At 54.2% G+C, this 24,286-nt stretch carries 22 protein-coding genes and 1 tRNA gene; 17 read left to right on the top strand and 6 right to left on the bottom strand.

Annotated elements, in window-relative coordinates:
* Window positions 1-41 precede the first annotated feature (41 nt).
* The 3 genes from ABIE48_RS25805 to ABIE48_RS25795 all read left to right on the top strand — a co-directional run bounded on the left by ABIE48_RS25805 (window position 42) and on the right by ABIE48_RS25795 (window position 4,845).
* A complete protein-coding gene (locus tag ABIE48_RS25805; RefSeq protein ID WP_192717001.1) occupies window positions 42-3,191 on the top strand; it encodes an ATP-binding protein in 3,150 nt (1,049 codons plus the stop codon).
* On the top strand, window positions 3,169-4,293 hold the full coding sequence (locus tag ABIE48_RS25800; RefSeq protein ID WP_192717000.1) for a response regulator: 1,125 nt from the start codon (window positions 3,169-3,171) through the stop codon (window positions 4,291-4,293). The genes ABIE48_RS25805 and ABIE48_RS25800 overlap by 23 nt, the downstream gene beginning before the upstream one ends.
* Before the next feature lie 138 nt (window positions 4,294-4,431).
* Window positions 4,432-4,845, top strand: a complete 414-nt coding sequence (locus ABIE48_RS25795; RefSeq protein WP_192716999.1) for a DUF6508 domain-containing protein — start codon at window positions 4,432-4,434, stop codon at window positions 4,843-4,845.
* Window positions 4,846-4,971: 126 nt separating this feature from the next.
* On the opposite strand, the gene ABIE48_RS25790 is transcribed toward ABIE48_RS25795, so the two are convergent.
* From ABIE48_RS25790 to ABIE48_RS25770, 5 genes are all read right to left on the bottom strand, one after another.
* The gene (locus ABIE48_RS25790; protein WP_192717214.1) at window positions 4,972-5,742 is read right to left on the bottom strand and encodes a DUF817 domain-containing protein; all 771 of its coding nucleotides are present in this window, start codon (window positions 5,740-5,742) and stop codon (window positions 4,972-4,974) included.
* Window positions 5,743-5,764: 22 nt separating this feature from the next.
* Window positions 5,765-5,989 (bottom strand): helix-turn-helix domain-containing protein, encoded by a 225-nt coding sequence (locus tag ABIE48_RS25785; protein ID WP_076173767.1) that lies wholly within the window; start codon window positions 5,987-5,989, stop codon window positions 5,765-5,767.
* Between the two features lie 10 nt (window positions 5,990-5,999).
* On the bottom strand, window positions 6,000-6,482 hold the full coding sequence (locus ABIE48_RS25780) for a DUF2975 domain-containing protein (RefSeq protein WP_145028859.1): 483 nt from the start codon (window positions 6,480-6,482) through the stop codon (window positions 6,000-6,002).
* A 174-nt stretch (window positions 6,483-6,656) separates the two neighbouring features.
* Window positions 6,657-7,415: a YheC/YheD family protein gene (locus ABIE48_RS25775; RefSeq protein WP_192716998.1), complete on the bottom strand. Its 759-nt coding sequence runs from the start codon at window positions 7,413-7,415 to the stop codon at window positions 6,657-6,659.
* A 238-nt stretch (window positions 7,416-7,653) separates the two neighbouring features.
* Entirely contained in the window at window positions 7,654-8,034 is a 381-nt protein-coding gene (locus tag ABIE48_RS25770) for a carboxymuconolactone decarboxylase family protein (protein WP_145140803.1), read from the bottom strand.
* A 182-nt stretch (window positions 8,035-8,216) separates the two neighbouring features.
* Here ABIE48_RS25770 and ABIE48_RS25765 point away from each other — a divergent pair, with 182 nt between their 5' ends.
* The 12 genes from ABIE48_RS25765 to ABIE48_RS25710 all read left to right on the top strand — a co-directional run bounded on the left by ABIE48_RS25765 (window position 8,217) and on the right by ABIE48_RS25710 (window position 22,355).
* A complete protein-coding gene (locus tag ABIE48_RS25765) occupies window positions 8,217-8,624 on the top strand; it encodes a MerR family transcriptional regulator (protein WP_145028865.1) in 408 nt (135 codons plus the stop codon).
* A 317-nt stretch (window positions 8,625-8,941) separates the two neighbouring features.
* Entirely contained in the window at window positions 8,942-9,754 is an 813-nt protein-coding gene (locus ABIE48_RS25760) for an SDR family oxidoreductase (RefSeq protein WP_145028867.1), read from the top strand.
* Between the two features lie 992 nt (window positions 9,755-10,746).
* Complete coding sequence (locus ABIE48_RS25755) at window positions 10,747-11,718, top strand: ABC transporter permease (RefSeq protein ID WP_145028869.1); 972 nt, start codon at window positions 10,747-10,749, stop codon at window positions 11,716-11,718.
* A gap of 25 nt (window positions 11,719-11,743) precedes the next feature.
* Window positions 11,744-12,616, top strand: a complete 873-nt coding sequence (locus ABIE48_RS25750) for a carbohydrate ABC transporter permease (RefSeq protein ID WP_145029057.1) — start codon at window positions 11,744-11,746, stop codon at window positions 12,614-12,616.
* Between the two features lie 124 nt (window positions 12,617-12,740).
* A complete protein-coding gene (locus tag ABIE48_RS25745) occupies window positions 12,741-14,312 on the top strand; it encodes an extracellular solute-binding protein (protein WP_192716997.1) in 1,572 nt (523 codons plus the stop codon).
* A 106-nt stretch (window positions 14,313-14,418) separates the two neighbouring features.
* Window positions 14,419-15,459, top strand: a complete 1,041-nt coding sequence (locus tag ABIE48_RS25740) for a response regulator transcription factor (RefSeq protein WP_192716996.1) — start codon at window positions 14,419-14,421, stop codon at window positions 15,457-15,459.
* 1 nt (window position 15,460) lies between these two features.
* Window positions 15,461-17,314: a sensor histidine kinase gene (locus ABIE48_RS25735; RefSeq protein WP_354519902.1), complete on the top strand. Its 1,854-nt coding sequence runs from the start codon at window positions 15,461-15,463 to the stop codon at window positions 17,312-17,314.
* The gene (locus ABIE48_RS25730) at window positions 17,311-18,078 is read left to right on the top strand and encodes an SDR family NAD(P)-dependent oxidoreductase (RefSeq protein ID WP_192716994.1); all 768 of its coding nucleotides are present in this window, start codon (window positions 17,311-17,313) and stop codon (window positions 18,076-18,078) included. Before ABIE48_RS25735 ends, ABIE48_RS25730 begins: the two co-directional genes overlap by 4 nt.
* Window positions 18,079-18,251: 173 nt before the next feature.
* Entirely contained in the window at window positions 18,252-20,567 is a 2,316-nt protein-coding gene (locus tag ABIE48_RS25725; protein ID WP_192716993.1) for a DUF4962 domain-containing protein, read from the top strand.
* A gap of 36 nt (window positions 20,568-20,603) precedes the next feature.
* Complete coding sequence (locus ABIE48_RS25720; RefSeq protein WP_076175515.1) at window positions 20,604-20,921, top strand: cupin domain-containing protein; 318 nt, start codon at window positions 20,604-20,606, stop codon at window positions 20,919-20,921.
* A gap of 346 nt (window positions 20,922-21,267) precedes the next feature.
* On the top strand, window positions 21,268-21,777 hold the full coding sequence (locus ABIE48_RS25715; RefSeq protein WP_192716992.1) for a metallophosphoesterase family protein: 510 nt from the start codon (window positions 21,268-21,270) through the stop codon (window positions 21,775-21,777).
* Between the two features lie 86 nt (window positions 21,778-21,863).
* Window positions 21,864-22,355: a hypothetical protein gene (locus tag ABIE48_RS25710; RefSeq protein WP_145028883.1), complete on the top strand. Its 492-nt coding sequence runs from the start codon at window positions 21,864-21,866 to the stop codon at window positions 22,353-22,355.
* A gap of 125 nt (window positions 22,356-22,480) precedes the next feature.
* Here ABIE48_RS25710 and ABIE48_RS25705 read toward each other — a convergent pair whose 3' ends face one another.
* Entirely contained in the window at window positions 22,481-22,840 is a 360-nt protein-coding gene (locus ABIE48_RS25705; RefSeq protein ID WP_145028885.1) for a VOC family protein, read from the bottom strand.
* Between the two features lie 577 nt (window positions 22,841-23,417).
* On the opposite strand from ABIE48_RS25705, the gene ABIE48_RS25700 reads away from it, so the two are divergent.
* Both ABIE48_RS25700 and ABIE48_RS25695 read left to right on the top strand, forming a co-directional pair.
* Window positions 23,418-23,491, top strand: a tRNA-Pro gene (locus tag ABIE48_RS25700).
* Between the two features lie 154 nt (window positions 23,492-23,645).
* Window positions 23,646-24,254 carry a YdcF family protein gene (locus ABIE48_RS25695; RefSeq protein WP_192716991.1) on the top strand — a complete coding sequence of 203 codons (609 nt, stop codon included), beginning with the start codon at window positions 23,646-23,648 and terminating at the stop codon, window positions 24,252-24,254.
* Window positions 24,255-24,286 lie beyond the last annotated feature (32 nt).

Genomic DNA, 24,286 nt, shown 5'->3' with positions numbered 1-24,286 from the left:
AATATAGGCTTTACCCTGCGTAAAGCCCGGGGAGCGTTGGGATGAAAAGGCAATGGATTATTTTTATCATCGGCATGCTGCTGGTGCTGTTTCTGCCGGTGTACGCCGTTTGGCAGCAGTTCGTGATGGACAGGCAGCCTACGGCGGTGGAAGGGGTTCTTGACCTCAGCAAGCTGGATCTCGGGCATCACGGAGCGGTCAGCTTGAACGGGGAGTGGGAATTTTACCGGAGCCAGCTGTTGACCCCAAAAGATTTTGACCGCAGCATCACCGTGAAGGAAGACGAGCGTCCAAGGCTGTCCGGGATGGCACGCCTGCCGGGCGCCTGGAACGATTATATTGCGGAGGACGGACAGCGAATGGCCGAGGGCTACGGGACGTTTCGCCTGATCGTTCAGGTCAAGCCAGGGCAAGCGCTGACGTACGGCCTCCAGACCAACAATATCCGTTCCGCCAGCCGGGTGTTCATGGGTGGTTACGAGATTGGAGCCAGCGGAAATCCTGGGCGTACCGCCGCCGACGGCGTCCAGAATAACGTTCCCTTCTTGGGTTTTGCCACCCTTTCAGGCGGACGGATCGAAATTATCGTTCAGGTCGCCAATTACTTGTATACCACCGGCGGCGTATTTACGCCAATCCTGTTCGGGGAGCAGCACGCGATTATGCAGAGCAAGGAGATGTATTTGTTCGCCGACTGGATGACGATCGCCGGATTCTTTACCGCTGCCCTTTATTTTCTCGGATTTCAGCAAATCCGCAAGAAGGAGCCGGCCTCCCTGCATCTGGGGTTGTTTTGCCTGACCACGATTGGTTATGTCCTGCTGCACGGGGAGAAGCTGATCGCAGGCATTTTACCGGGCCTATCCTATGAGTGGATCTTAAAGAGCCAGCTGATAATATCCGCACTGATCTACTATTTTTTATTAAAGTTTGTGTCCGCTTCAGTACGCGGCGGTGTTCATCCCATCGTCATGCGTTCCTACGCGTTTCTCGGCGGGACCTCCATCGCGGTTGCGATTATTTTTCCCAGTATTTTGTTCTCCAAAATCGAACCTTTGCTGGTCGCCTTCTCAGCGTTATGCATCGCCTACATTATCGGCATCATGCTGCGGGACCTCCTCCGGCGGCGGAATTCGGGAGAATACCTGCTGACGATTCTCGGCATCATCAGCATCCTCATGGTTATTATCACCAACCTGCTCCCGTTGATCGGGGTCTACGAGAGCATGGTTTTTACTCCAGTAGAAATGCTGATGTTCGTCGTGACTCAGTCGGCCCTGCTCGCCCGGCGCTATGACCGGACGTTTAATGAAGTGGAGCAGCTGTCCCGCAGGCTCCTGACCCTGGATGGTTTAAAGGATGAGTTTATGGCGAACACCTCCCATGAGCTGCGGACACCCGTGCACGGAATGGTCAACATGGCCCAATCCTTGCTGGAAGGGGCCTCCGGGGAACTGAACCGGGAGCAGCGCGGCAATCTCAAGCTGATCATGACGACAGGGAAGCGGCTGACGCTCCTGATCAACGATATTTTGGATTTTGCCAAGCTGAAGAACGGGGAGATCGTCATGAGGAGGCAGCCCGTTGATTTGGCTTCGGTGACCGGTTCCGTGCTGGAGATCATCCGTAATCTCGCAGGGAGCAAACGAATCATGCTGGAGGAAAGCCTGCCGGAGGATCTGCCTTTCCTGCTGACGGACGAGGACCGTCTTCAGCAAATTTTGTTTAATCTCCTTGGCAATGCGGTGAAGAATACTTCCAGCGGAAGTATCCGGATTGCGGCCGGCAAACGGGGCGACGCCGTGCATATCTCAGTGGCCGACACCGGGATTGGCATTGCGGCGGATCGGCTGGAGGCTATTTTTACCCCGTTCGATACGCTGGACATGCCGGAGGGGCACGAATCTTCCGGCACCGGCCTTGGGCTCAGCATTACCAAAAGGCTCGTTGAGCTGAGCGGCGGCCGCATTTGGGTCGAATCGCAGCTGGGACAGGGTTCAACCTTTCACTTCACCGTTCCTGCAGCTGGTCCAAGACCGAAAACGGCAGATAGTGCAGCAGCCAGAGCCCGCTCGGAGCGCATCCACGAGGAGACGGCTGCGGCGCTGGCGCCTGCCGATCCGCAGATGCCTGATCATGGGGCGGAACGCGCAACCGTCCTGATGGTGGATGACGATCCCGTTAATCTTCAGGTGCTGCGCAATCTGCTGGCACTCGAGGGCTACCGGTTGATGACGGCCAGCAACGGTCAGGAAGCGCTGGAAAAGATCCAATCCGGGCAGTCGATCGATCTGGTCATTGCCGATTGGATGATGCCGGGCATGTCGGGCCTCGACCTGTGCCGAAGCGTGCGCTGGCAGTTTTCCCTGTCGGCCCTTCCCATTCTTCTTCTGACGGCCAGAAGCCTGCCGGAGGATGTCCGCATCGGGCTGTCGGCCGGAGCGAACGATTTCCTGCGCAAGCCGGTTGATGCCGAAGAGCTGCGGGCCAGGGTCAGAACCCTGCTGGAGCTGCGCAGGTCGGTCCTGAACGCCATTTCTGCGGAAATGGCCTTTCTGCAGGCCCAGATTAAGCCGCATTTTCTGTATAATGCGCTGAATACGATGATCGCCCTGCTGCCTATCGACCCGGAGAAGACGGCGGAATTGCTTCACGAGCTCAGCCGATACTTGCGGGGGAGCTTCGATTTCCGCAACCGGGACCAGCTGACCGTCCTTCGTCAGGAGATGGCCTTGGTTACGTCCTACTTAAACCTGGAGAAGGCCCGGTTTGAGGACCGGCTGCAGGTCGACTACGACATTCAGGCGGATATAAATCGTCTGGTGCCCCCGCTCACGATTCAGCCGATCGTTGAGAATGCGGTCAGGCACGGAATCATGCGCAAGGAAGAGGGCGGCAGGGTTCGGATATCGGTGCAGGAGCTGGAGGAACGGCTGGAGATAACAGTCGAGGACAATGGGACAGGCATGACCCCGGAGCGGATGGAAGCAGTACGGGAAGGCAGAGCCGGGAACGGCGTAGGGCTGAAAAATATAAACGCCCGCCTGCTGACGCTTTTTGGTACGGAGCTTATGATCGACAGCGATCCGGAGCGGGGAACCGTGGTCCGGTTCCATGTGCCGAAGCAGAAGCAGGGTGACTCTCAGGTGACACAAGAGGAGGACAAGCATGAGAGCGATATTGGTCGATGACGAAAATCCGGCGCTGCTTCAGTTGGAGCGGCTGATTCAAGGGGACGGGCGAATCGAGATCGCCGGCAAATTTACGCAGGTCCGGGCGGCATTGGAGCATGCCGAGGGGATTCCGGTGGACATCGCGTTTCTGGATATCGAGATGCCCGGTCTGAACGGGCTGGAGGCGGCGGAACGCCTGAACGCTATACATCCCGGTATTCAGGTGGTGTTCGTGACGGCGTACAATCAGTACGCGATTGAAGCGTTCGAGGTAAACGCGATCGACTATCTGCTGAAGCCGGTCGATCCCGAGCGGTTTGCCAAAACCGTGAGCCGGCTCGAGGCGCGTTTGGCGCCCCAGCAGCAGACGGCAGCACCTGTCCTTGTCCGGCAGGATCCCCAAATCATTTGCTTTAAGCGGATCGAGGTATTGGATGGCACGGGGAGCGGCAGCCGGCTTAAATGGCGGACGCAGAAAGCGCAGGAGCTGTTCGCCCTGCTGGTGCATCACCGCAACCGGTGGGTCGCGAAGGACCAGATTTTGATGACCCTTTGGCCCGAGCTCTCCGCTGATAAGGCGGTGACCCAGCTGCATACTTCCGTGTACCAGGTCCGCAAAATGCTGAAAGCCTGGGGGCTGGGCTCCACCGTGGATTACTCCCATGAGAGCTATTGTCTGGTTCAGCGGGAAGTCGAGGTGGACGTGGACCGGTTCCTGAGGGATACCGCCATGGAAGAAATCCGTGACCTGCGCGACTTGCAGCGCCTGCAGAGCGGACTAGCCCAATATCAGGGCGACTATCTTGAGGAGCATGATTACGGCTGGGCGATGTCGGCTCGCGAGGAGCTTCGGCGCCAATTCGTGCGCTCCAGCCTGCTGGCCGCCGAATATGAACAAGCCGTCGGACAGGCGCGCAAGGCGCTGGACCGGCTGCTGGGCCTGCAGAGTGTCGAGCCTTTTTCGGATGAGGTATGCCGGAAAGTTCTGCTCAGTTACGTTCTGGCCGGCGAAACAGGCGAGGCACAGAGGCATTACGATGCGTTTGTACGGGTCCTGTCCGAGGAGCTGGACGCTGAGCCGGAGATGGAGACGGTGATGCTGGCGGAGCAAATTTTTTAGCCGTACAAGTACACTTCACGACCGGCCCGATATAGGCGCACCCAATGACCAAGTTGTATGAATCGCCCAATCGATGTCCTTTTCGGGAAGCGCAGCTTACGGCAGCTGTGATATGTTAGAACCAAGGAGGGATCGGCGATGGTGGGTTTTCAGGAGCAGGAGCTGCAGGAATGGATCCGTTATTTTGAGAATAAAAACACTTCCTTCTGCACATGGGCCGGAGGCACTCAAAGCGAGGAAGGCGTGATGACGATGCCTTATCCGGTATACGACGCCGGTGTCCGGCGCTTCATCGCAGCCGTCAGCGGCAGCGGACTGATGATGCAGGATTATTTGCGGCTGCTCGAGAAGGGGGATGCTCTTGCACCGGAAGCGATCAGCGGACTGGAGATGCCCCGGGATATGGAATTGCTGCGGGCGGCGCTGACCTATTTCGTCCGGCAGGAACGCTTTTGCGACGGGTTATGGGAGAAGGCGATCCGGGAAGGCATTTTCCTGAGCATTTTGTATAAGCTGCGTGAGGCTGAGCGGGGATCAAGGCCCGGAACCTAACGGGGGAACGACGGGACTATCCAAAAAACATACGCCGGAATAATAAAAGCGGCCCATCCGGCCGCCTTTCTTTTTTTATATTCACTTCCGGGCGTGCGATAATTTTATCGCTTAAATGTCCCCGGCCTACTCCGATGGGATTTTTCCCTTTACCTGCTTTAACGTCGCTACGATCAGAAAACTGACGATCACCAACAAGAGCCATGAACTTACTTTTCCAAGATGAACGAGACTCCAGGCCTCAGCCTGGTTAGGGTATTGCCATGCTCCAAAGAACGTGGCGATATTTTCTGCGATCCAAATAAAAAATCCGATAAGCACAAAGGACAGGGCAAGCGGCATACGGTAACGCGTTCCGTTCACCTCATATTGAACCCAGGACCGCCAAAAGACAAGGATGACAAGTCCGGATAACCACCAACGGACATCAATCCAGAAATGGTGTATGAAAAAATTCAAGTAGATCGCAGCCGCAAGGGGGACAACGACCGCAAACGGCGGCCAATTCATCAGTTCAACCTTGAGTCTTCTCCACGCCTGGCAAAGATAACTCGCTACGCTGGCATACATGAACCCGCTGTATAAAGGGACTCCGTATATTTTGAAATATCCTTCACCCGGGTATGACCAAGAGCCCATATGTACCTTGAAAAGTTCAAGAGCCAGCCCGATCAGATGGAACATCGTGATCACCTTGAGTTCGTCCCGTGTTTCGAGTCCGGAGCGAACCATCCACCACTGCATCAGGAGGCAAATGATCAGCAGCCAATCATACCTGGGCAGAAAGGGGAGGGGTATGATTTTCGTCAAAGCCAAGGAGGCAAAAATCACAACAGGGAACAAACAGGATAAAGCCTGCTCCCAACCGAATCGAACGAGCTGCTTGAACGCTCTGATGACCGGTGACTCCACTATTCGGCTATGATCCATCATGATCTTCATCACTCCGATACTCTAAAATATCTCCGGGTTGGCAATCCAACGCTTTACAAATCGCCTCTAATGTCGATAATCGAATCGCTTTCGCCTTCCCGTTCTTCAATATAGACAGGTTAGCCATGGTGATTCCTACCCGTTCCGACAGCTCGGTTACGCTCATTTTTCTTTTCGCCAGCATTACATCGATATTGATTACGATAGCCATTGTTTTCACCTCAGACCGTTAAGTCATTTTCCGATTTGATATCGATTGCTTCCTTCAGGAGCCTCTGAAGAACGGCGGCAAAGAAAGCGATCACCATGGATGCAAAAATAATGACCAGTCCGATTAAAATGACACCCGGAGCGTCGTCTGCCTCCGCAATCAGATATAGGAGGGGCAAGCCGGCCACATACAAAATACTGATGGCGACGGCACAGTATTTGATATTCTTTAGCGCTCTTACGGACAACTCCGAGAAGGCTTCATTTCTGTCGATATAAATCAACAGTCTAAAGGATTGATACAGAGCGAGGTAAAAAGGGACTGCCGATGCATACAAATCAACAAACACGAGATATTTGAGATAGGCATGATCCGGATACAATTCTGCTGCGAAATTCGCGATCCCGGGCACCACAAAAATGCACAAAGCAAGGATCGGCAGTCCGATCAGAAACACAGTCACCTTTAAGAAGAGAGTCGACACCCGTTTCATAAAAACACCTCTTAATCATTATTGTTTCTCGAATTTAGCACATCATTTATCGTTTTACAATAAATAATTAATGAATAGTATTATCATTTTGTTGTTAGTCGAGTTGAGGATCTCCTCAAACGAATTATGTATAAACAAAAAAAGCCATGTTTGCTCATGGCGTCTTGATGGCGGTTATTTGAGCCTCCCATATTGCTTTGCATAAGATAGGGTTCGATGGTATAACTTTTTGTCTTTTAAAAATTTTAGCGGATAAATTTGGGGCCGTGTATTGACCTCCAATATCCACAGCTTCTCCTTGTTGTCCACCGCTACATCCAAACCCAGCTCCTGAAATCCTTTGAGATGGCGGTCAAAATTTTTCGCTACCGAAACTCCTAACTGCTTCAGCGCTTTTTCCGTATTTTGAATGGAGGCCGAATGAAATCCCGCGCCTGTCAGCGTTGGCTGAAATAAACCGAGGCTTCCTCCCTGGTTATAGTTCGTTGCAATCTTTCCAGGACTCCCGATCTTTGCGAAGACGGCCGTACTGATCCACTCCCCTTTTTTCGTTTTCTGTACCATCACGCGAATATCGAACAGCTTTCCGTTCGTTTTAGCTAATTGGATCCCCTTCTGTAACAAATACGGCCTTTTGTTAGAAAAGCGGGACAGCATATGATATAGCTCGTCAGCTGTTGCGAAGAAGGATTTTTCTTTCTTGAATTGGGTTTGGTACCCATTGTTCTTTTTAATGATCCGAATAATGCCCGCCCCACCGGAACCATGCGTTGGTTTGAAGTAAACGGTTGAATATTTGGAGAGCATGGAGAACAGGTTTTTTCTATCAAAAGTTTCCGTGTAGGGGACATGTTTCCGTAAATTGCCCTGCTCTAATAACCAATTCGTTTTCTTCCATTTATCGCTGATCGAGCTGCTTTTGTACTTAGCCAAACATACCACCACCTTCCTGACCTAACATATGAATGCAGAGATGTGCTTGCAACGATATCTGTCTATTGTGGCGATAAGAACGGAAAAAGTTAAAGTTCTATCAGCTAGATAGATTGAACTAAAGTTTTCCATTGAACTTCCTGTTATAACGGCCCAATATGGCCCTATAACATTCATTTCTTTAGTTCATTCTATATAGCAGATCAAAAAAGGCGGCTCATCCGCCGCCCCTTCCCCATTATATTAAATGGCGTTCTTTAAAAATCCGTTTTGCCTCGAATACTGCGTTCAGCACCCGGGGAAAGCCGATGTACGGCGCGCATTGGATGATGGCTTCCACAATTTCGCCGGCGGTCAGCCCGACATTCAGCCCGGCGTTGATGTGCACGTTCAGCTGCGCTTCGCATCCCCCTTGCGTCGTCAGGGAAGCGATCGTAATCAGTTCGCGCTGCCTCAGGTCCAGCCCCTCCCGTGAATAAATGTCGCCAAAGGCAAATTCGATGACGTATTTCCCCAGGTCCGGGGCGATATCGCTGAGCGAGTCTATAACACGCTGCCCGCCGTCGCCATCGACTTCCAGCAGCTTTTCCCATCCGCGTTCGTAACGTTCGTTTGTCATTGTTTTTGACCTCCTGAAATGATGTTTTAACCGCTTCTTGAGTTTTATGCTACAGCTTTGAGCGCGCTCTAAAGCAAGACTTTTTTTGCATGGAACTTTACCATTCCAGGGAGACGCAAGGAATTAAAGCAGATCGAAACAAAGGGCCCGCTGTGCAGGGGATTTAGTGATATAATGCAGCCATGGAGAACCAATACACGATTCAGCAGCTTTCCCAAAAAACCGGTCTATCCGTGCATACGCTGCGTTACTACGAGCGGATTGGCTTGTTGGAAGGGATACCCCGGGATGAGCACGGCTACCGCCTGTACCGGGAGTCCGATTTGTTATGGGTTGAATTTTTGATGCGGTTAAGGGGAACGGGAATGCCGATCAGCGGGATGAAGCGGTTTTCGGACCTGCGGAGCGAAGGCGATTCCACGATAACGGAAAGGCGGGAAATGCTGGAGGCCCACCAGGCGCACATTCATGAGCAAATGCGGGTGCTCCGGGATCATTTGCGAAGTATTGACGATAAGATCGATCATTACAAAGGTATGGAAAAAGAACAAAACCAGGCGGTTCCACCCAAAGTGCCGTCAGGTAAATGAGCATGAAGAGGCCGCGCTGGCCTCTTTTTGTTATCTGCACCATATCGTTCATTCCGAGGGAATACACTAAATCTCATTTCTAGGTAGTACGCTAAAGGAAGTTCTTAGGCTCCCATTGCGGCGACTGCCTATTTGCCTCCTAAATCCTTAAATCATCTTTGTCCGTCCCGCTTCCGTGCTCGTCTTTGTCTGCTGCGGAGACAAACGATATAAATGAATTATTTTATATAAACTTAACTAAAATAGTTAATATCAGTTTACATAGTTCATTCTACGCGCTATAATCTCCTTGTAAATGAAGATGAGGAGGAATTGGCGTGAAATCGATTTTGATTACGGGTGCTTCATCGGGTATTGGGAAAGCGGCGGCACAGTTTTTTCAGCAGCAGGGGTGGAATGTCATTGCGACGATGCGTTCGCCGGAACAGGAAACCGGACTGCGGTCCTTGGAACGGGTACTGGTGACCCGTTTGGATGTGGAGCGGAAGGATACGATCGAGGCGGCGATAGCAGAGGGGATTGACCGGTTTGGGCGGATCGATGTCCTGCTGAACAACGCGGGTTATGCGGCATTCGGCGCTTTTGAAGCGGCGACGGACGCCCAGGTGCGTAAACAGTTTGATGTCAACGTCCATGGCGTGATGCAGACGACCCGGGCGCTTCTTCCACATTTCCGGGCCCAGGGCGGCGGAACGGTGATCAACGTCTCGTCGGCCGGCGGCAGGGTGGCTTTCCCGCTGCTGTCGTTGTACCACGCGAGTAAGTGGGCGGTGGAAGGCTTCTCCGAATCGCTCTACTATGAGCTGGCTGAGCTCAACATCCGGGTGAAGCTTGTGGAGCCGGGCAACGTGGCGACGGATTTTACCGGACGTTCGCTGGATGTGCTGAAGGACGATTCGCTGGAGGTGTACGCAGCCTATACCGGCACCGTTATGAAAAAGCAGCTGGAGAGCTTCGAAACCCAGTCGTCCACACCAGAGCACATCGCAAAGACGATCTACGAGGCGGCGGTCGATCCTTCTCCCCGGTTCCGGTATATCGCCGGTCCGGACGCCGAGTTCCTGCTGGACTTGCGCAGCAGGGTGCCGGAGGAGGAATTTATGGCCGGTATTGCTCAGCAGTTCCGATGATAGGGGGCGGCTCACCCCTGAGCGCCGGTTTAGGGATTTCGCTGTTGCTCCTTCGAATCAGCTAGATAACCAAAAGAGGCGTGCCGTAAGGTGACGCGCCTCTTTTTTTGCATCCCCCACAAGCTGGGTGTTTTAAAGGTCGCGAGTGGGAAGAAGTGCTGGCGGTAGTAAGCGTAGGAAAAAACAAAAAAGCCAAACAGCTAAAGTAAGGAGACAAGGCCAGTCTCCGCAAGCTATCTCAGAGGTAGCAGTCCCCGCTAAAATGAACTCCAAAGAGGGAAAGCATATGGGGTGGAAAGTCTACGTGCCGCCTTTGAAGCCGTGTTCCCACCTCCTTGTCTCATCAAGGAACACGGCTTCAACAGCGGCTGGAACCCTAAATGCGTCCCTTCCCCGAGCGCTGGAGTATGGGTTTCGTTACTGCTTCTTCGAATCTGCAAGACACCAAAAGAGGCGTGCCGTGAGGAGACACGCCTCTTTTTTTTGCATCCTCCCCACAGACTGATTATTTTTTAAGGCCACGAGCGGAGGTGTTGTGCTGGGGCGGCAACCGAAGGCGATAAAAATGGCTAGCAGAAGGAAAGAGGGAGAAGGTAGTTTCGATTATCGAACTCTAACGCAGCAGTCACTGCCACCTGAACTCCAAAGAGGGAAAGCATATGGGGTGGAAAGTTTACGTGCCGCCTTTGAAGCCGTGTTCCCACCTCCTTGTCTCATCAAGGAACACGGCTTCAACAGCGGCTGGAGCCCCAAATGCGTCCCTCCCCCGAGCACAAAAGTCTGGGGTTCGTTGCTGCTCCTTCGAATCGGCCCAATGATCCCATCCCAGATGCTGCATGAGGTTTTCTGTCCTTTTTCCAACGACACCCACACGCCCCCAACCTTAAAAAATAACCAGCTCACCCCTGTTCATGCCAAGCATCCCCCACCCCTCCGCCATTACTATGAAAAATAAGCACAGCCATATGACGTGCGCGAAAAGGAGGACCGATATGTCGACGATCAAAACGGAAGCGGCCGAGCTAACGCCCTCAAGCGTGGTCCGAAGGCCGGGAAGGGGCGGCGGACTGATCCACCTCATGTGGAAGTACAAGGCGCTGTACGTGATTTCCCTTCCCGGGATCGTGTATTTTCTCATCTTCAAGTACATTCCGCTGGGCGGCTCGATCATCGCGTTTCAGGATTACAACATTTTTAAGGGCTTCACAGGCAGCGAGTGGGTGGGCTTCGCCAACTTTACGATGATGTTCCAGCATTACGACTTTTTGCGGATTTTGAAAAATACGCTGCTCATCGGGCTCTACGACCTGATCATTGCGTTTCCGGCCCCGATCATTCTGGCCTTGCTGCTCAACGAACTGAGGCTGGTCGTGTTCAAAAGGGTCATCCAAACCGTGGTGTACATGCCGCACTTTCTGTCCTGGGTCGTCATCGCTGGCATGTCGGTGGCCATTTTGTCCCCATCCACGGGCATATTGAACCAGCTGCTTGGACTGTTCGGTATCGAGCCGGTGTACTTCCTCGGCGACAACGCCTACATCCGCAGCGTGCTGGTCGGCTCGGGCATTTGGCGGGACATGGGGTATGGCACGATCCTGTACCTGGCCGCCCTGGCGGGAATCAATCCCGACCTGTACGAAGCGGCCGAGATCGACGGGGCGAACCGGTGGAAGCAGACGCTCCGGATCACGCTGCCGGCGCTCCTGCCGACGATCATGATTTTGTTCCTGCTGCACATCGGCAAGTTCCTCGACTTCGGCTTTGAGCGGGTGTGGGTGTTTCTGAATGCGCTCAACACGGAAAACGGGGAGATTCTCGACACGTACATTTACCGCTCCGGCCTCCTGTCACAGCAGTACAGCTACACGACGGCGGTGGGATTGTTCAAATCGGTGGTGGGGCTGGTGCTGGTCCTGATCGGCAACATGCTCAGCAAGAAAACGACGGGCGAAGGCCTGTACTAGAAGGGAGGAACGACGGTTGCACCGAATGATGTCTAGGAGCTATCAACTATTCAACGGGTTCAACATCCTGTTTATGTGCCTGCTCGGGCTCGCCATGTTCCTGCCGTTTCTGAACGTCATCGCCCAGTCCTTCAGCTCATCGGAAGCGGTCACGTCGGGCAAGGTGACGTTCTGGCCGGTGGACGCTACGACGATCAACTACCGGTACGTGTTCAGTGACGCGTCAATATGGCGCGCGTTCGCGGTATCCGTCTTCATCACGGTGGCCGGAACATTGATCAACCTGGTGGCGACGGCAACGCTGGCTTACCCGGTGTCCCGCGAGGAGTATGTCGGGCGCAAGCTGATCATGCTGATGGTGCTGATCACGATGATTTTCAGCGCGCCGCTAATTCCGAACTTTTTGCTGATGAAAAATCTGCACTTGATGAATACCCCTTGGGCCATGATTTTGCCCGGTGCGATCAGCGCGTTTAACTTTTTCGTGATGCATTCGTTCTTCAAGCAGCTGCCCGCAGAGGTCATCGATTCCGCCCGTATCGACGGCTGCGGGGAGGTACGCATCCTGATGAGCATGGTGGTGCCGCTCTCCAAGCCGGTGATGGCCTCGCTCGGTATTTTTTACGCGGTAGGACATTGGAACGCCTATATGAACGCGCTGTATTACATCGATCAGCCGAAGTGGTGGCCGCTGCAGGTGCTGCTAAAAAAGATGTTCGAGACCGACGATCTCAGCATCGACCCCGGCGCCTCGCAGTTCAGCGAGCTGGCGTTTACCTCCCCGGAGGGAATCAAGATGGCGACCATTGTCATCGCGACGCTGCCGATCATTTTGCTGTATCCGTTCCTGCAGAAGCATTTTGTGAAAGGGCTTACACTCGGGGCGGTCAAATCTTAAAAATGAACTACCCGAACTGAAGTTGCCACCTCACGGTCGGGCAAACGTTAACGATACAATCAACTTGCCAAATCCAACAAAGAGCATATACAAGAGCAATCAAAGCGGGGAAAGAGGGGATACGATGAAAAAATGGGTAAGCCTGATGCTGGCTACTGTGGTGACAGCATCTCTGCTCGCCGGGTGCGGCGGCAAGGACAATGATTCAACCGCCAGCGGCAAGGATGCGGGGACGAGCACGGAGGACAACGGGGTCACCAAATTTTCGATTTCGCTGCGGACGCTGAATTTCGGCCACGTGGAAAAGTCGCCGGACATCAACGCGGATAAGTGGGTGAAGAAGCTGGAGGAGCTCACGAATACCGACATGGACATCCGCTTGGTTCCGCACAGCGAATACGACCAGAAGATGGCGCAAATGTTTGCTACGGGCGACATTCCGGACGTGGTGCAGGGCCAAGGTGGGGTCACCGGGAAAGAGATGGCGGGGTCGGTGGAGGCCGGGGTCTTTATGCCGCTGGACGACCTGCTGCAAAAGTACGGGCAGAACCTGCTGCAAAAAATCCCGAAGGAAGCCTGGAATCGCATGACCTATGAAGGTAAAATCTATGGTATTCCGGAGTGGCTCGGCAACCCTTCCCGCCGCGCGACCTGGATCCGCAAGGATCTGCTGGACAAAGCGGGCCTGCCGGTGCCGAAGACGATCGACGACTTTATGGAGGTGCTGCGCGCTTTTAAAAAGATGGGGGTCGAAAATCCTTACATGGGCCGTCAGGACTTCAAATATGCGGATACGGTCTTCGGAGCGTACGATGTTTTCCCTTATTTAAGCCAGTTTGAGGAAGTGGACGGCCAGGTGCAGCCCAAATTTTTCGACGCGGACAATATGATGAAAGCGCTGTCCACCTACAAAACGATGTATGACGAAGGGCTGATCAACAAGGAATTTGCCACGATCAACCCGACGACGTTCAAGAACACGATTCTGTCCGGAAAAGCCGGTATCTGGTCGATGAACGCCAACGAGCTGCTCCAATGGCAGACCCAGCTTCAGGATACGGTTCCCGATGCGAAGCTCGAAGTGATCCCCTCCCCGACCGGACCGGACGGCAAGGGTGGATATTATTTGTATGGCGACGTAAACCGTTCCTATTTCATTAATGCCAAATACGAACATCCGGAGAAAATCATTCAATTCCTCGATTGGATGGTATCGGATGAAGCCGAGAAGTTTTTCACCTTCGGTGTCGAAGGGGAAACATACACGATGGACGGGGACAAAATCAACTACAAGCAGCCGACCGACTCCAAAGCGGTTGACGAGGAGCGCTATCGGCAGTCCTTCCTGTGGCTCGTGCAGGACACGACGTACAACAAAGGATCGCTCAGCCTGACGGAAGACGGGCGCAAGCTGATGGGCGTGTTCGATAACATTCTGGCGAACGAAGGCCGTGACGGCATCGAATTCGACCCCAGATTGGAAGCGCTTAAAAAGAACCCGGACATCACTCCGCTTTCGGATACGCCGCCACCGGTGCTTGTGACCCACATGGTCAAAATGGTCTACGGCCAGGAGCCGATCGAAAATTGGCCGAAGGTGATCGAGGAATGGAAGTCCAAGGGCGGCAATGCCGTACTGAAGGAAGCCAATGAACGCTACCAGAAAAAAGAGGGGATCTTCCTGCCGCGGAAGTAGGAATTGGCGGCTGTTCACCTCCTAGAGATATTGGGGCGGCGACCCGCACCGGCTCCCGCCGCCCAGAAACGAATCCTGAATACGAAATCGAAAGGAGCTCTTGAGGATGTATCGGATTTTGCTCGTTGATGATGAACCTATGATTCTGAAAGGACTAAGCGTATTCATTCAGCAGTCCGGGATCCGGATTTCATCCATCCGGCTCGCCGCTAACGGGCGCGAGGCGCTGCAGGCGATCGGGGAGGAGCTCCCCGATTTCGTGTTTACGGATATCCGGATGCCGGTCATGGACGGTCTGACCCTATGCGAGGCCATTGCCAAGCAGGAGTACCCGGTGCAGACGGTGGTCGTATCCGGTTATGGCGATTTCTCCTATGCCCAGGCCTGTATGGCTTTCGGCGTGAGGGAATACCTGCTGAAGCCGGTGGCCAGACGGGAGCTGGCGGATACGCTGCGGCGCCTGGTGCAGCGCGCGGAGAAGCAGAAGCCGGCCTCCGCCTACCTCTCCGTCGCCAAGATGGATGCGTGGCTGGAGCGGTTTGACCAGGCCATCTACTATATGAACCGCAGCCAGGTTCAGGAGCTGCTGGAGGAGTGGCGGCGGGAGAGTTCGGCTTTTCAGCTTCAGGAGCGGCAAAAGGCTGAAATGCTGGAGGAATTCCACGGCCTGCTCGTTAAGAAGCTGAGAGCCAGGGAGATGAACATCGAACTGGACGACAGCCTGGAGCTCAGCCCGGACTCCACCGGGGAAGAGGCCTTCAGGCGGTTCGCCGAGCGAATCGGCCAGACGCTGGACCGCCTGTACCGGAAGCGGAAAGGGAAATGGAAAGACCCGATCGAGGAAGCCAAGCATTACATCGAGCGCAATTTGGCCAGCGAGGTGTCGCTGGAGGAAGTAGCGGATCAACTGGGGCTGCATCCGAATTACTTCAGCGTCATGTTCAAGCAGGCGACGGGGGAGACCTTCGTCCAGTACCGCACGAAGCGGCGCATGGAATACGCCAAGCGGATGCTCGGTGAGGAATCGCACCGGATCACCGACATTTCATATGCGGTTGGATATGCCGACCATTCCAACTTCACGAAAACCTTCAAGAAATACGAAGGCATCTCGCCTTCGGAATACCGGCAGCGGCTGGGGATCTGACATGTTCCGCAGAAGCATCTCCCACCGCATATTCGGCTACTTCATGGTATTAATCGTCATTTCCTTATCGGTGGTCGGCACCATCACTTACGTGCAGTCGTCCAAACTTCTGGACCGCCAGCTGGAACGCTACCTGTCCCAAATGATCACCCACGCGGCCTATCATACGGACTTGTACCTCCAGACGTTCGACAATGCCAGCAAAATCATCCTGTCCGACCCGGACGTCCTGAAGTTCATGGAGATGGACCCGGACAACAGTTTTCAGTATTACGAGCTGTCGCGGCGGATTCAGAGCAAGGTGTTCGATTCGGCCTTTATCATTTATCCGCAGATCGAACTGATTTACGTCATTAATCAGGACGGCAAGGCGATCACGACAAAGGACATCATCCAGGATGAGGTCAAGGATTATAAATCGTACTATCGTTTAATCGAGCAAAATATTCCGAAGGACGGTCTAGGCGCGATCATCAACTCGGCAACGGTGGATCCGGGGGAAGAGCAGTACATTACGTTCATCCGCCGCGTGCGCGGGCTTCTGTCGCACCAGCCGCGGGGCATCCTCGGCATGAAGCTTAACACCAGGGAGATTTCCAAACTGTGGGGACAAATGGACCTGGGGGACAAAGGCTACTCCTTCATTGTGGACAGCAAGGGCAATTTCGTCGACAAGCCGGAGGACGCCGTCATCCCGGAGTTCATGGACGATGAAGTCAAGAAAAATCTGCTCAGCGGGCAGGGCACCTTCACGGCCGTCGTCAACGGGGAAAAGCGGATGTATGTGTCGCAGCGGCTCAGCGCCGCCGATTGGCAGATGGTCATTTCGGTCCCGGTGAAGGAGCTCCGTAAACCGATCATGAACATCCGCTATACGACGGTCATTGCCGGCTTCATCACGTTAATTGTCGCGATGTGGATTGCAGGCCGGTTCGGCCGGTCTCTCGTGCAGCCGCTCAAGAAGCTCGTCCGCAACATGCGCATGATGGAAAAAGGCGAGTGGAAGAAGATTGAGGGTGAGGAGCAGCGCCAGGATGAGTTCGGGTTCCTGATCTCGAGCTACAACCTGATGCTGACGCGGCTGTCGGAGATGATCGAGCGCGTCTACGAGGCGGAAATCCGCTCGCACAAGACGGAGCTGAATCTGCAGAAAATCGCGCTGGAGCAGCATAAGGCCGAATTCCAGGCGCTGCAGCTGCAGATCAATCCGCATTTTCTGTACAACACGCTCGAGACCATCAAATGCTACGCCGTCGTCCAGGATTCCGAAGAAATCATGGAAATGGTCGAAGCGATGGCGGCCATGCTGAGATATGCGATTCAGACGAACCTGTCGGAGATTACGGTCGTCGACGAGCTGAAGCATGTGCTGAATTACATGACCATCCTGCAGTACCGGACCCAGCGGCAGTTTGAGCTGGATGTTGACGTTCCTCCGGATCTGCTGCTGCACAAGATGGTCCGGCTGACGCTGCAGCCGCTGATCGAAAACATGTTCCAGCATGCCTTCCCCGACGGGATTCAGGATCATCACCGGATCCGGATCGGCGCGGAGGTCCGCGAAGGAGGGTTCCGGCTGACCGTGCAGGATAACGGCGCCGGCATGACGGAGGAGAAGCTTCATTCGCTGCGCCAAAAGCTGGAGCTGAACCGGCTCGCGGAGTCCGAATCGGGCTCCCTGTACCACAAAGGCGGGTTGGGCCTCATGAACGTGCACCGGCGGATTCAGATGGTATATGGAGAAGCCTACGGATTGACGATTGACAGCGCTTTGCATCACGGAACAACGATTCGGATGTCGCTGCCGTTCGACGGCAGCATCACTTGCATGTATGAGGAGGAGAACGTGGGATGAAGATCGATTTACAGGGGAAAATGGCGCTGGTGACCGGTGCCAGCTCAGGCATCGGCCGGGAAGCGGCCAGGTCGCTCGCGGCCGCGGGAGCTGCGGTGGCGGTTCATTATAACCGGGGCCGGGAGGAGGCGGAAGCCCTAGCGGTGGAAATCGCCGCGTCGGGCGGCAGGGCTGCCGTCGTTCAGGCGGATGTCACCCGCATCGAGGAACTGACGGTGATGCTGGACACGGTTCAGCGGGAGCTGGGCGGCCCGGCGGATATTTTGGTGAACAATGCGGGCCACCTGGTGAAGCGGGTACCGAATGCCGAAATGACCGAGGAGCATTATACGCACGTCATGGATGTCAATTTCAAATCCTGCGTGTTTTTGAGCAAGCTGGTCATACCGGGCATGACAACCCGCGGCGGCGGGTCCATCATCAACATGACTTCGGTCGCCGCCCATGACGGCGGCGGTCCGGGGGCATCGGTGTATGCGGCCAGCAAGGCGGCGGTCATTTCCTTCTCCAAAGGACTGGCCAAGGAAGTTGCGCCGCAGGGCATCCGGGTTAACTGCGTTTCGCCGGGCTTTATCGGCCGGACGGCCTTTCATGCGACCTTCACCTCGGATGAGGGCCGGGCCGCCACGGTGTCCAAAATCCCGCTCGGGCGGGAAGGAACGCCGCAGGATGTCGCCGATACGATGCTGTATCTGGCTTCGGACCTGTCCCGCTATCTTACGGGCGAGACCATTGAAGTGAACGGCGGCTTGTTCATGCGGTAAGGGTTTCGACTAAAGGCAGTAACGGCCAAAGGACATTGCCCTGGAAATATTTCAAACGGAAATGGACAGCTGAGCAAATGGACGGACAAGGAACGTGATATAGGGGCACAGTGAGATAAGGATAAGGACTATAAGCTTACTACAGCTTCACCCAAACTGGAGGGATACGGACAATGGCAACGGCAAACGGATTGTATCAGCCGCAAAGCGGCGATTTAACGGTGCAGTATGCGCCTTCGGGGCAAACGGAGCTGATCGAGAACCCGCCGAGGTTTACCTGGATCCCGGCGAAGCTGGAAGATGACCGGTACGTGCTGGAGGTGTCATCCGCGCCGGATTTCACCGGGGAGACGACCCGAACCTACGGGCCGATCCCCTATAATTTCTTTACGCCTCCCGAGGCCTTGGGGCCGGGAACGTATTATTGGCGGTACGCGTTGCTCGAAGGGGAAGGGCCGGAGGCGCAGCAGTCCGAATGGAGCACCGTAAGAGAATTTCAGGTGCCGGAGGGGCTGCCGGAGACGGCGCTCCCGTCCCGGAGCGAGCGCTACAGCCGCGTACGCGCCGGTCATCCCCGGCTGTGGCTGCAGCCGGAAGAGCTGGAAGCGTACCGCGGCACAGTAAGGGAGGATGCGGCAGGCAGCGGATGGCAGGCCTTCTTCGAGCAATCGGTCAAGCCTTGGCTGACCCGGGAGCTAATTGAGGAGCCGAAGCCCTATCCGGACAACCGCCGGACGGCGGCGCTGTGGCGCGGAAGCTATTTGGCCTGCCAGCAGGTGCTGTACGCCATCCGGCATTTGAGCGTTGCCGGTGCCGTGCTGCAGGACGCCGAGCTGCTCGCGAAGGCGAAAGCCTGGCTGCTGCACGCCGCGTCCTGGGACACGGACGGCCCGACCAGCCGCGACTATAACGACGAAGCGGCATTTCGGATCGCCGCGGCGCTGGCCTGGGGCTACGACTGGCTCCACGGCGAGCTGACGGAGGATGAGCTGGAAGCGGTGCGGGAGCCGCTGCTCGCCCGGACCCGGCAGGTGGCGTACCATGTGATCCAGCGCTCGAAGATCCATCATGTCCCTTATGACAGCCATGCTGTCCGCTCCTTATCCTCGGTGCTCGTGCCCTGCTGCATTGCACTGTTCGACGAAGCGCCGGAGGCCAGGGAATGGCTGGACTACACGGTGGAGTACTATTACACACTGTTCTCCCCATGGGGAGGCAAGGACGGCGGCTGGGCCGAAGGGCCCCACTACTGGACGACGGGCATGGCTTACCTGACGGAAGGCCTGAACCTGCTCAAAAACTTTTCGGAGCTCGACGTGTTCCGGCGGCCTTTTTTTCAGCGTACAGGCGATTTTCCCCTCTACTGCTACAGTCCCACCACGTCGACGCGGACGGCCTTTGGCGACAACTCGACGCTCGGGGACGATATCATCAAAAAGGTCGGCTACAACATGCGCGAGTTTGCCGGCGTGACCGGAAACGGATGGTACCAATGGTACTTCGACCAGCTGAAGGACGCGAATCCGGAGGCCGACCGCATGTTTTACAACTACGGCTGGTGGGATTTTGCCTTCGATGACCTCGTGTACCGGCACAATTATCCGCAGGTTGAACCGGTAGAGCCTTCCGGCATCGAGCCCGTCAAATGGTTCCGCGACATCGGCTGGGTGGCGATGCATCACCGCCTGCACGATCCTGCGGAGCAGATTTCCCTCATCGCCAAGAGCAGCCGGTATGGCTCGGTCAGCCACAGCCACGGCGATCAGGGCGCGTTCCTGCTGCACGCTTACGGGGAGCCCCTGGCCATTGAGAGCGGGTATTATGTCGCGTTTAACAGCTCGATGCATTTGAATTGGCGCAGGCAGACCAAGTCCAAAAACGCCGTCCTCATCGACGGGCAGGGGCAGTTCGCCGGCATGAACAAGGCGCTGAACCTGGCGGCCAAAGGGGAGGTCGAGGACGCCTGGCATGACAAGGGCGTATCCTATGCCCGCTTGAATCCGGCTGCCGCTTACCGGGAACATGTACCGTATTTGAAGCAGTATAAGCGCGAGATTTATTTTGTACAAAACAGCTACTTCGTCATTGTCGATTCGATCGATCTGGAGCAGTCGGGACGGGTGCAGTGGCTCTTTCACACGCTGTACGAGATGGAGTTGAAGGGACAGTCCTTCCACGTGAACGGCAAGAAAGCCTTGATGGAAGGCCGTTTCATCTTCAGCACGTCCGGAGAGCTTGCGCTGTCGCAGACAAGCGGATTCGAGGGCGTGGATCCAGAAGAAATCGCGGGGCTGGATACCCACTGGCATCTGTCGGCGGAGACGAAGGCTGCGTCCTCGCACCGGATCGCTACGCTGCTCGTGCCAAAGCGGCTAAATGAGGGCGGCAAATACATTTCTTATTTTATGGACGATCAAGGATTCAGTTATAATTTGTATTTGACGGACAACGGGCAAACGCAGAAGATCGAAATCGCGAAGGCGTTTTAGTCTATGAAATGAGAAGCATAAGGAGGCGGAACAATCGTGAGCAATATCGGAGTTTGGGAGGACGCGGAGCCCGGCGTAAAGCGGAAAATTTTGCAGCCGGGGGCGTCGCTGATGATGATGGAAGTACATTTTGAAGCCGGTGCAGAAGGATATGAGCATGCCCACCCGCATGAGCAGATGTCCTACTGCCTGCGGGGGCGCGTTGAGTTCACGATCGAAGGCAAGAAGACGGTCATCGCGCAGGGCGAGCACATCGTCATTCCGATGGGCGCCAGGCATGGGGCGAAGGCGCTGGAGGCCAGCGCGCTGCTGGACTGCTTCACGCCGCTGCGTGCCGACTTGATCAAATATTAATTGGCGGCACGGCGGTCACTGCTTCAGGTTCGTTTGGACGAAGTTAAGCGTGGCCAAGTTAGTACCATGAAGTACCATGATTGCCTTCACAAAGGCTGTTCCTAGACTGCCTCTTGGCACCTTTTGGACGTTGAACTGTCCATATGGAAGCCGCAGGGCAGTTTTTTTGTGTGGGACCACAGACAGTGGCGTTGCTATAATAGTTGGACCAGGGGAAAATAGCTGCACAATTGCACTTATGATCATCAGTCAGGCAGGGTATAGATGGAGTAACTGGAAAAATGCAATTTTCATGTGAAATATGATCTACGGAAAAGTGATCAGATTGAGAAAAGGAGGAACGACCATGATTATCGGTGTTGTTTCGGATACGCATTTAAGAGAAGGCAGAGTAGAGCTCCCCGCAAAGCTGACGGAAGCGTTCCGGGAGGTTGACCATATTCTTCATTTGGGCGATTGGATGACCCTGGAGGTGTACGATCAGCTGTCGAAATTAGCTCCTGTGGACGGCATTGCCGGAAATAATGACGGGTACGAGATCATTGAGCGTTTTGGCGAAAAAAAGATACTCTCCTTTGAAGGGGTACAGATTGGGCTTGTTCACGGACATGAGCCTTATTCATCAAGAATAACCACTCCGCAGAAGGCCAGGAAGGCCTTTGAGGGCGAGCCGGTTTCCTGCATCCTGTTCGGCCATTCCCACCAGCCTTACCTGCAGATGGACGACGGCGTGCTGATGTTTAATCCCGGTTCTCCTACGGACAAGCGTAGGGAGAGGTTGTATTCTTTTGGAATGCTTGAAATCAAGGGTGGCCAAGTCTTCCCCCGGCATGTTTTTTATGGGGATAAAGGATAGGGATGCCCCGCAATGTTCAGAATTGGTATAGAATCAAGCGGTATACTCATTGAAGCGTTGTACGAAGAGGGAGGTTATGTGTAATCATGAAAATCATTAGTCATTTTCAGGACGCAGCGCAAACCAGACACCGGGGAGTCGAACCCTACTCGCTTCAGGAAGTTCGGCTCACACCTGATATGAACATCGAATACACCCGGGGTTTTTACGTTCATCACAACGGCGACTTGATTGGGATCGTGGCGACGGCGGAAGGACCGGTTTTCTTTCACAACCAGGACAAATATCTTCTTCAGGAAGGCTGCTACTCCTTTTTACTCCAGAAAAAAAATACGGAGAACATTTTCTTTTTCGAATGGCAGGGCGCTTGTGCGTTGAAAATCTCGTATACGCCCGTTCTGGTCAACCATAACGGAAGATGGGTCGACGACCCGGTGTGGGATTTTTTCAGCTGGCTGACGAAGGCGGTGAGGAAAAAACGGTTCGCCGGATACTATACCGTGGACGAAATTTCCTCGCTGCTGGGCAATCGGGAAAAGGCTGCACCAGGGCAGGCGCCGGTTCCAATGCAGGCATAAAGATATGAAAGTCATCCTTTCTAAATAGCATATGTCACTTTAAGAACCGCCGCCGACTGCGGTTCTTTGTTCTTTTTGCTAATCCAGTAAAACTTTGTGGGAGAGTGTTGATTGTTGCGATAGAGCTAACACGAACACTCTGTTTGCTGCACAACACAAAATAGGTTGCCATCCGGATCTTCGAGAACAACAAAATCAGCATCACGGGGATACCGCCAAGGGTAGCGACTTGCTCCCAAGGTTAATAATCGTTCAACCTCTCCATGTTGGTTATCCGTATAGAGGTCAAGGTGTAACCAACTTTTTCTCTCTGCAGGCTCTTCCCGCGCTTGGAAAGATAAGTTTGGTCCGCTTCCTGTAGGATCACATAGTACTACCCAGTCGTCGGTCCCGGGTTCTCGGGGCACATAACCAAGTGCGGATTTCCAAAACTCCACCATGCAGTCAAATTTATAACAATTAATAACGATCGACCCTATCTTCATGGCCCTACCCATCCTTTACTAGAATAATGTCATTAGCCTCAGCTAAACGGCTCCATTTTGCTCCCGAAATCGGTCAAGGAAACCGCCTCATAGCCGATTTTTCGTTAAAGCGCACCCAACAACCTGTCGTCCTCGACGATCAGTATACGGAACAATTCTTATATTTTCAATTGGAAGCATCTTCCCAAAATCCCCTTTAACCAGCACAAAACGATTCATACCCTTCGGCAGATAATAGTGCTCCTTATTGAATTTGATCTGCGGATTCTGGTATTCCCACTTTCATCAAATTCAGCATGCCGCCGGCACGTTCGGCTTCTTACTTAAAACGCTTTGTTATAATACTGTCCGTACCGGGTTTACAAGATCAGAGATCATACAGTCAGGACTGCAAAATAGCCGTTAGGATATAATCCGCAATTGTCCCGCCTTAAGTATTGCAGGGGTGCGAGCCAATACGCTATAATAGCGTTAAATACGGTGATGGAAAACGCAACCATTTCCATGACGAAGCACATTGAACGTTTGAAGCCGCGTCGCTATGCGGTTGATTTACCGCCTTATGCGGTTCATATATCGGGGTATGGCGCAGTCTGGTAGCGCGCACCCTTGGGGTGGGTGAGGCCGTGGGTTCGAATCCCGCTACTCCGATAGTTCCCTTTACCAGCGCGGCGATGCCTGGGCATCGTCATCATATACGATGTAATTGAGAACCATTTCAGTTGTTATTTCATACAATTGAAGTGGTTCTATCATTTATTGCAAGATTTACTAAGAAATCCATAGGAAAACGGGGGTGCCGGAGATGATGATTTCAGAATGCAATCCCGGCCAATTATCGCACGAACAAATTACCGCAATGCTGTACAAGGGGATTTCCGACGACGGTCGGCCAGGTGACTGCATTTTCGTGTTCGGAAGCAACAAGGGCGCAAAGTACCGCGTTCCCGCAGCGGTTCAATTATACAAGGATGGCCGGGCACCGATGATTCTTTTTTCGGGAGGTACGATCTGGAAAGGGCAGCCTCTGCCAGAGGCGCTGATGATGAAGGAAAGGGCGGTGGAACTGGGGGTCCCTCCCGGACAAATTCTGGTGGAGCAGGAGTCGCGGCATACGAAGGAGAACGTGCTCGCCTCGCTGCTTGTCCTGGACCGGGCCATTTCGCTGCACGGCATCCGCCGGATTCTGATCGTTACTTCCGCATACCATATGCGGCGGGCGTACTTGACCTTAAAGACGTACATGCCCTCCTGGATCGAATACTCGATGTGTGCGGCAGAGGATGCGTCGACCCGGGAGGACAACTGGTGGTTAACGCCGGAAGGGTTCAACCGGGCTTCGAATGAAGCAAGCAAGCTGGTCCGGTATGTGCAGAACGGAATCATTGCGGACGATATGTTGGATTTGGGATAGTTTTCAATGCTTTAGTTAAAAAAGGACAACGG

Source organism: Paenibacillus sp. OAE614, assembly GCF_040546645.1.
GTDB classification, from domain to species: domain Bacteria; phylum Bacillota; class Bacilli; order Paenibacillales; family Paenibacillaceae; genus Paenibacillus_AQ; species Paenibacillus_AQ favisporus.
This window is presented reverse-complemented; position numbering and strand designations above follow the sequence as displayed.

Coding starts and splice junctions, on each gene's coding strand:
- ABIE48_RS25705 (WP_145028885.1), bottom strand. CDS start 22,840: ATGAAGATAGGGTCGATCGTTATTAATTGTTATAAATTTGACTGCATG.
- ABIE48_RS25710 (WP_145028883.1), top strand. CDS start 21,864: ATGAAAATCATTAGTCATTTTCAGGACGCAGCGCAAACCAGACACCGG.
- ABIE48_RS25750 (WP_145029057.1), top strand. CDS start 11,744: ATGATGTCTAGGAGCTATCAACTATTCAACGGGTTCAACATCCTGTTT.
- ABIE48_RS25695 (WP_192716991.1), top strand. CDS start 23,646: ATGATGATTTCAGAATGCAATCCCGGCCAATTATCGCACGAACAAATT.
- ABIE48_RS25805 (WP_192717001.1), top strand. CDS start 42: ATGAAAAGGCAATGGATTATTTTTATCATCGGCATGCTGCTGGTGCTG.
- ABIE48_RS25785 (WP_076173767.1), bottom strand. CDS start 5,989: ATGGCTATCGTAATCAATATCGATGTAATGCTGGCGAAAAGAAAAATG.
- ABIE48_RS25735 (WP_354519902.1), top strand. CDS start 15,461: ATGTTCCGCAGAAGCATCTCCCACCGCATATTCGGCTACTTCATGGTA.
- ABIE48_RS25745 (WP_192716997.1), top strand. CDS start 12,741: ATGAAAAAATGGGTAAGCCTGATGCTGGCTACTGTGGTGACAGCATCT.
- ABIE48_RS25765 (WP_145028865.1), top strand. CDS start 8,217: ATGGAGAACCAATACACGATTCAGCAGCTTTCCCAAAAAACCGGTCTA.
- ABIE48_RS25780 (WP_145028859.1), bottom strand. CDS start 6,482: ATGAAACGGGTGTCGACTCTCTTCTTAAAGGTGACTGTGTTTCTGATC.
- ABIE48_RS25770 (WP_145140803.1), bottom strand. CDS start 8,034: ATGACAAACGAACGTTACGAACGCGGATGGGAAAAGCTGCTGGAAGTC.
- ABIE48_RS25740 (WP_192716996.1), top strand. CDS start 14,419: ATGTATCGGATTTTGCTCGTTGATGATGAACCTATGATTCTGAAAGGA.
- ABIE48_RS25800 (WP_192717000.1), top strand. CDS start 3,169: ATGAGAGCGATATTGGTCGATGACGAAAATCCGGCGCTGCTTCAGTTG.
- ABIE48_RS25730 (WP_192716994.1), top strand. CDS start 17,311: ATGAAGATCGATTTACAGGGGAAAATGGCGCTGGTGACCGGTGCCAGC.
- ABIE48_RS25795 (WP_192716999.1), top strand. CDS start 4,432: ATGGTGGGTTTTCAGGAGCAGGAGCTGCAGGAATGGATCCGTTATTTT.
- ABIE48_RS25725 (WP_192716993.1), top strand. CDS start 18,252: ATGGCAACGGCAAACGGATTGTATCAGCCGCAAAGCGGCGATTTAACG.
- ABIE48_RS25715 (WP_192716992.1), top strand. CDS start 21,268: ATGATTATCGGTGTTGTTTCGGATACGCATTTAAGAGAAGGCAGAGTA.
- ABIE48_RS25755 (WP_145028869.1), top strand. CDS start 10,747: ATGTCGACGATCAAAACGGAAGCGGCCGAGCTAACGCCCTCAAGCGTG.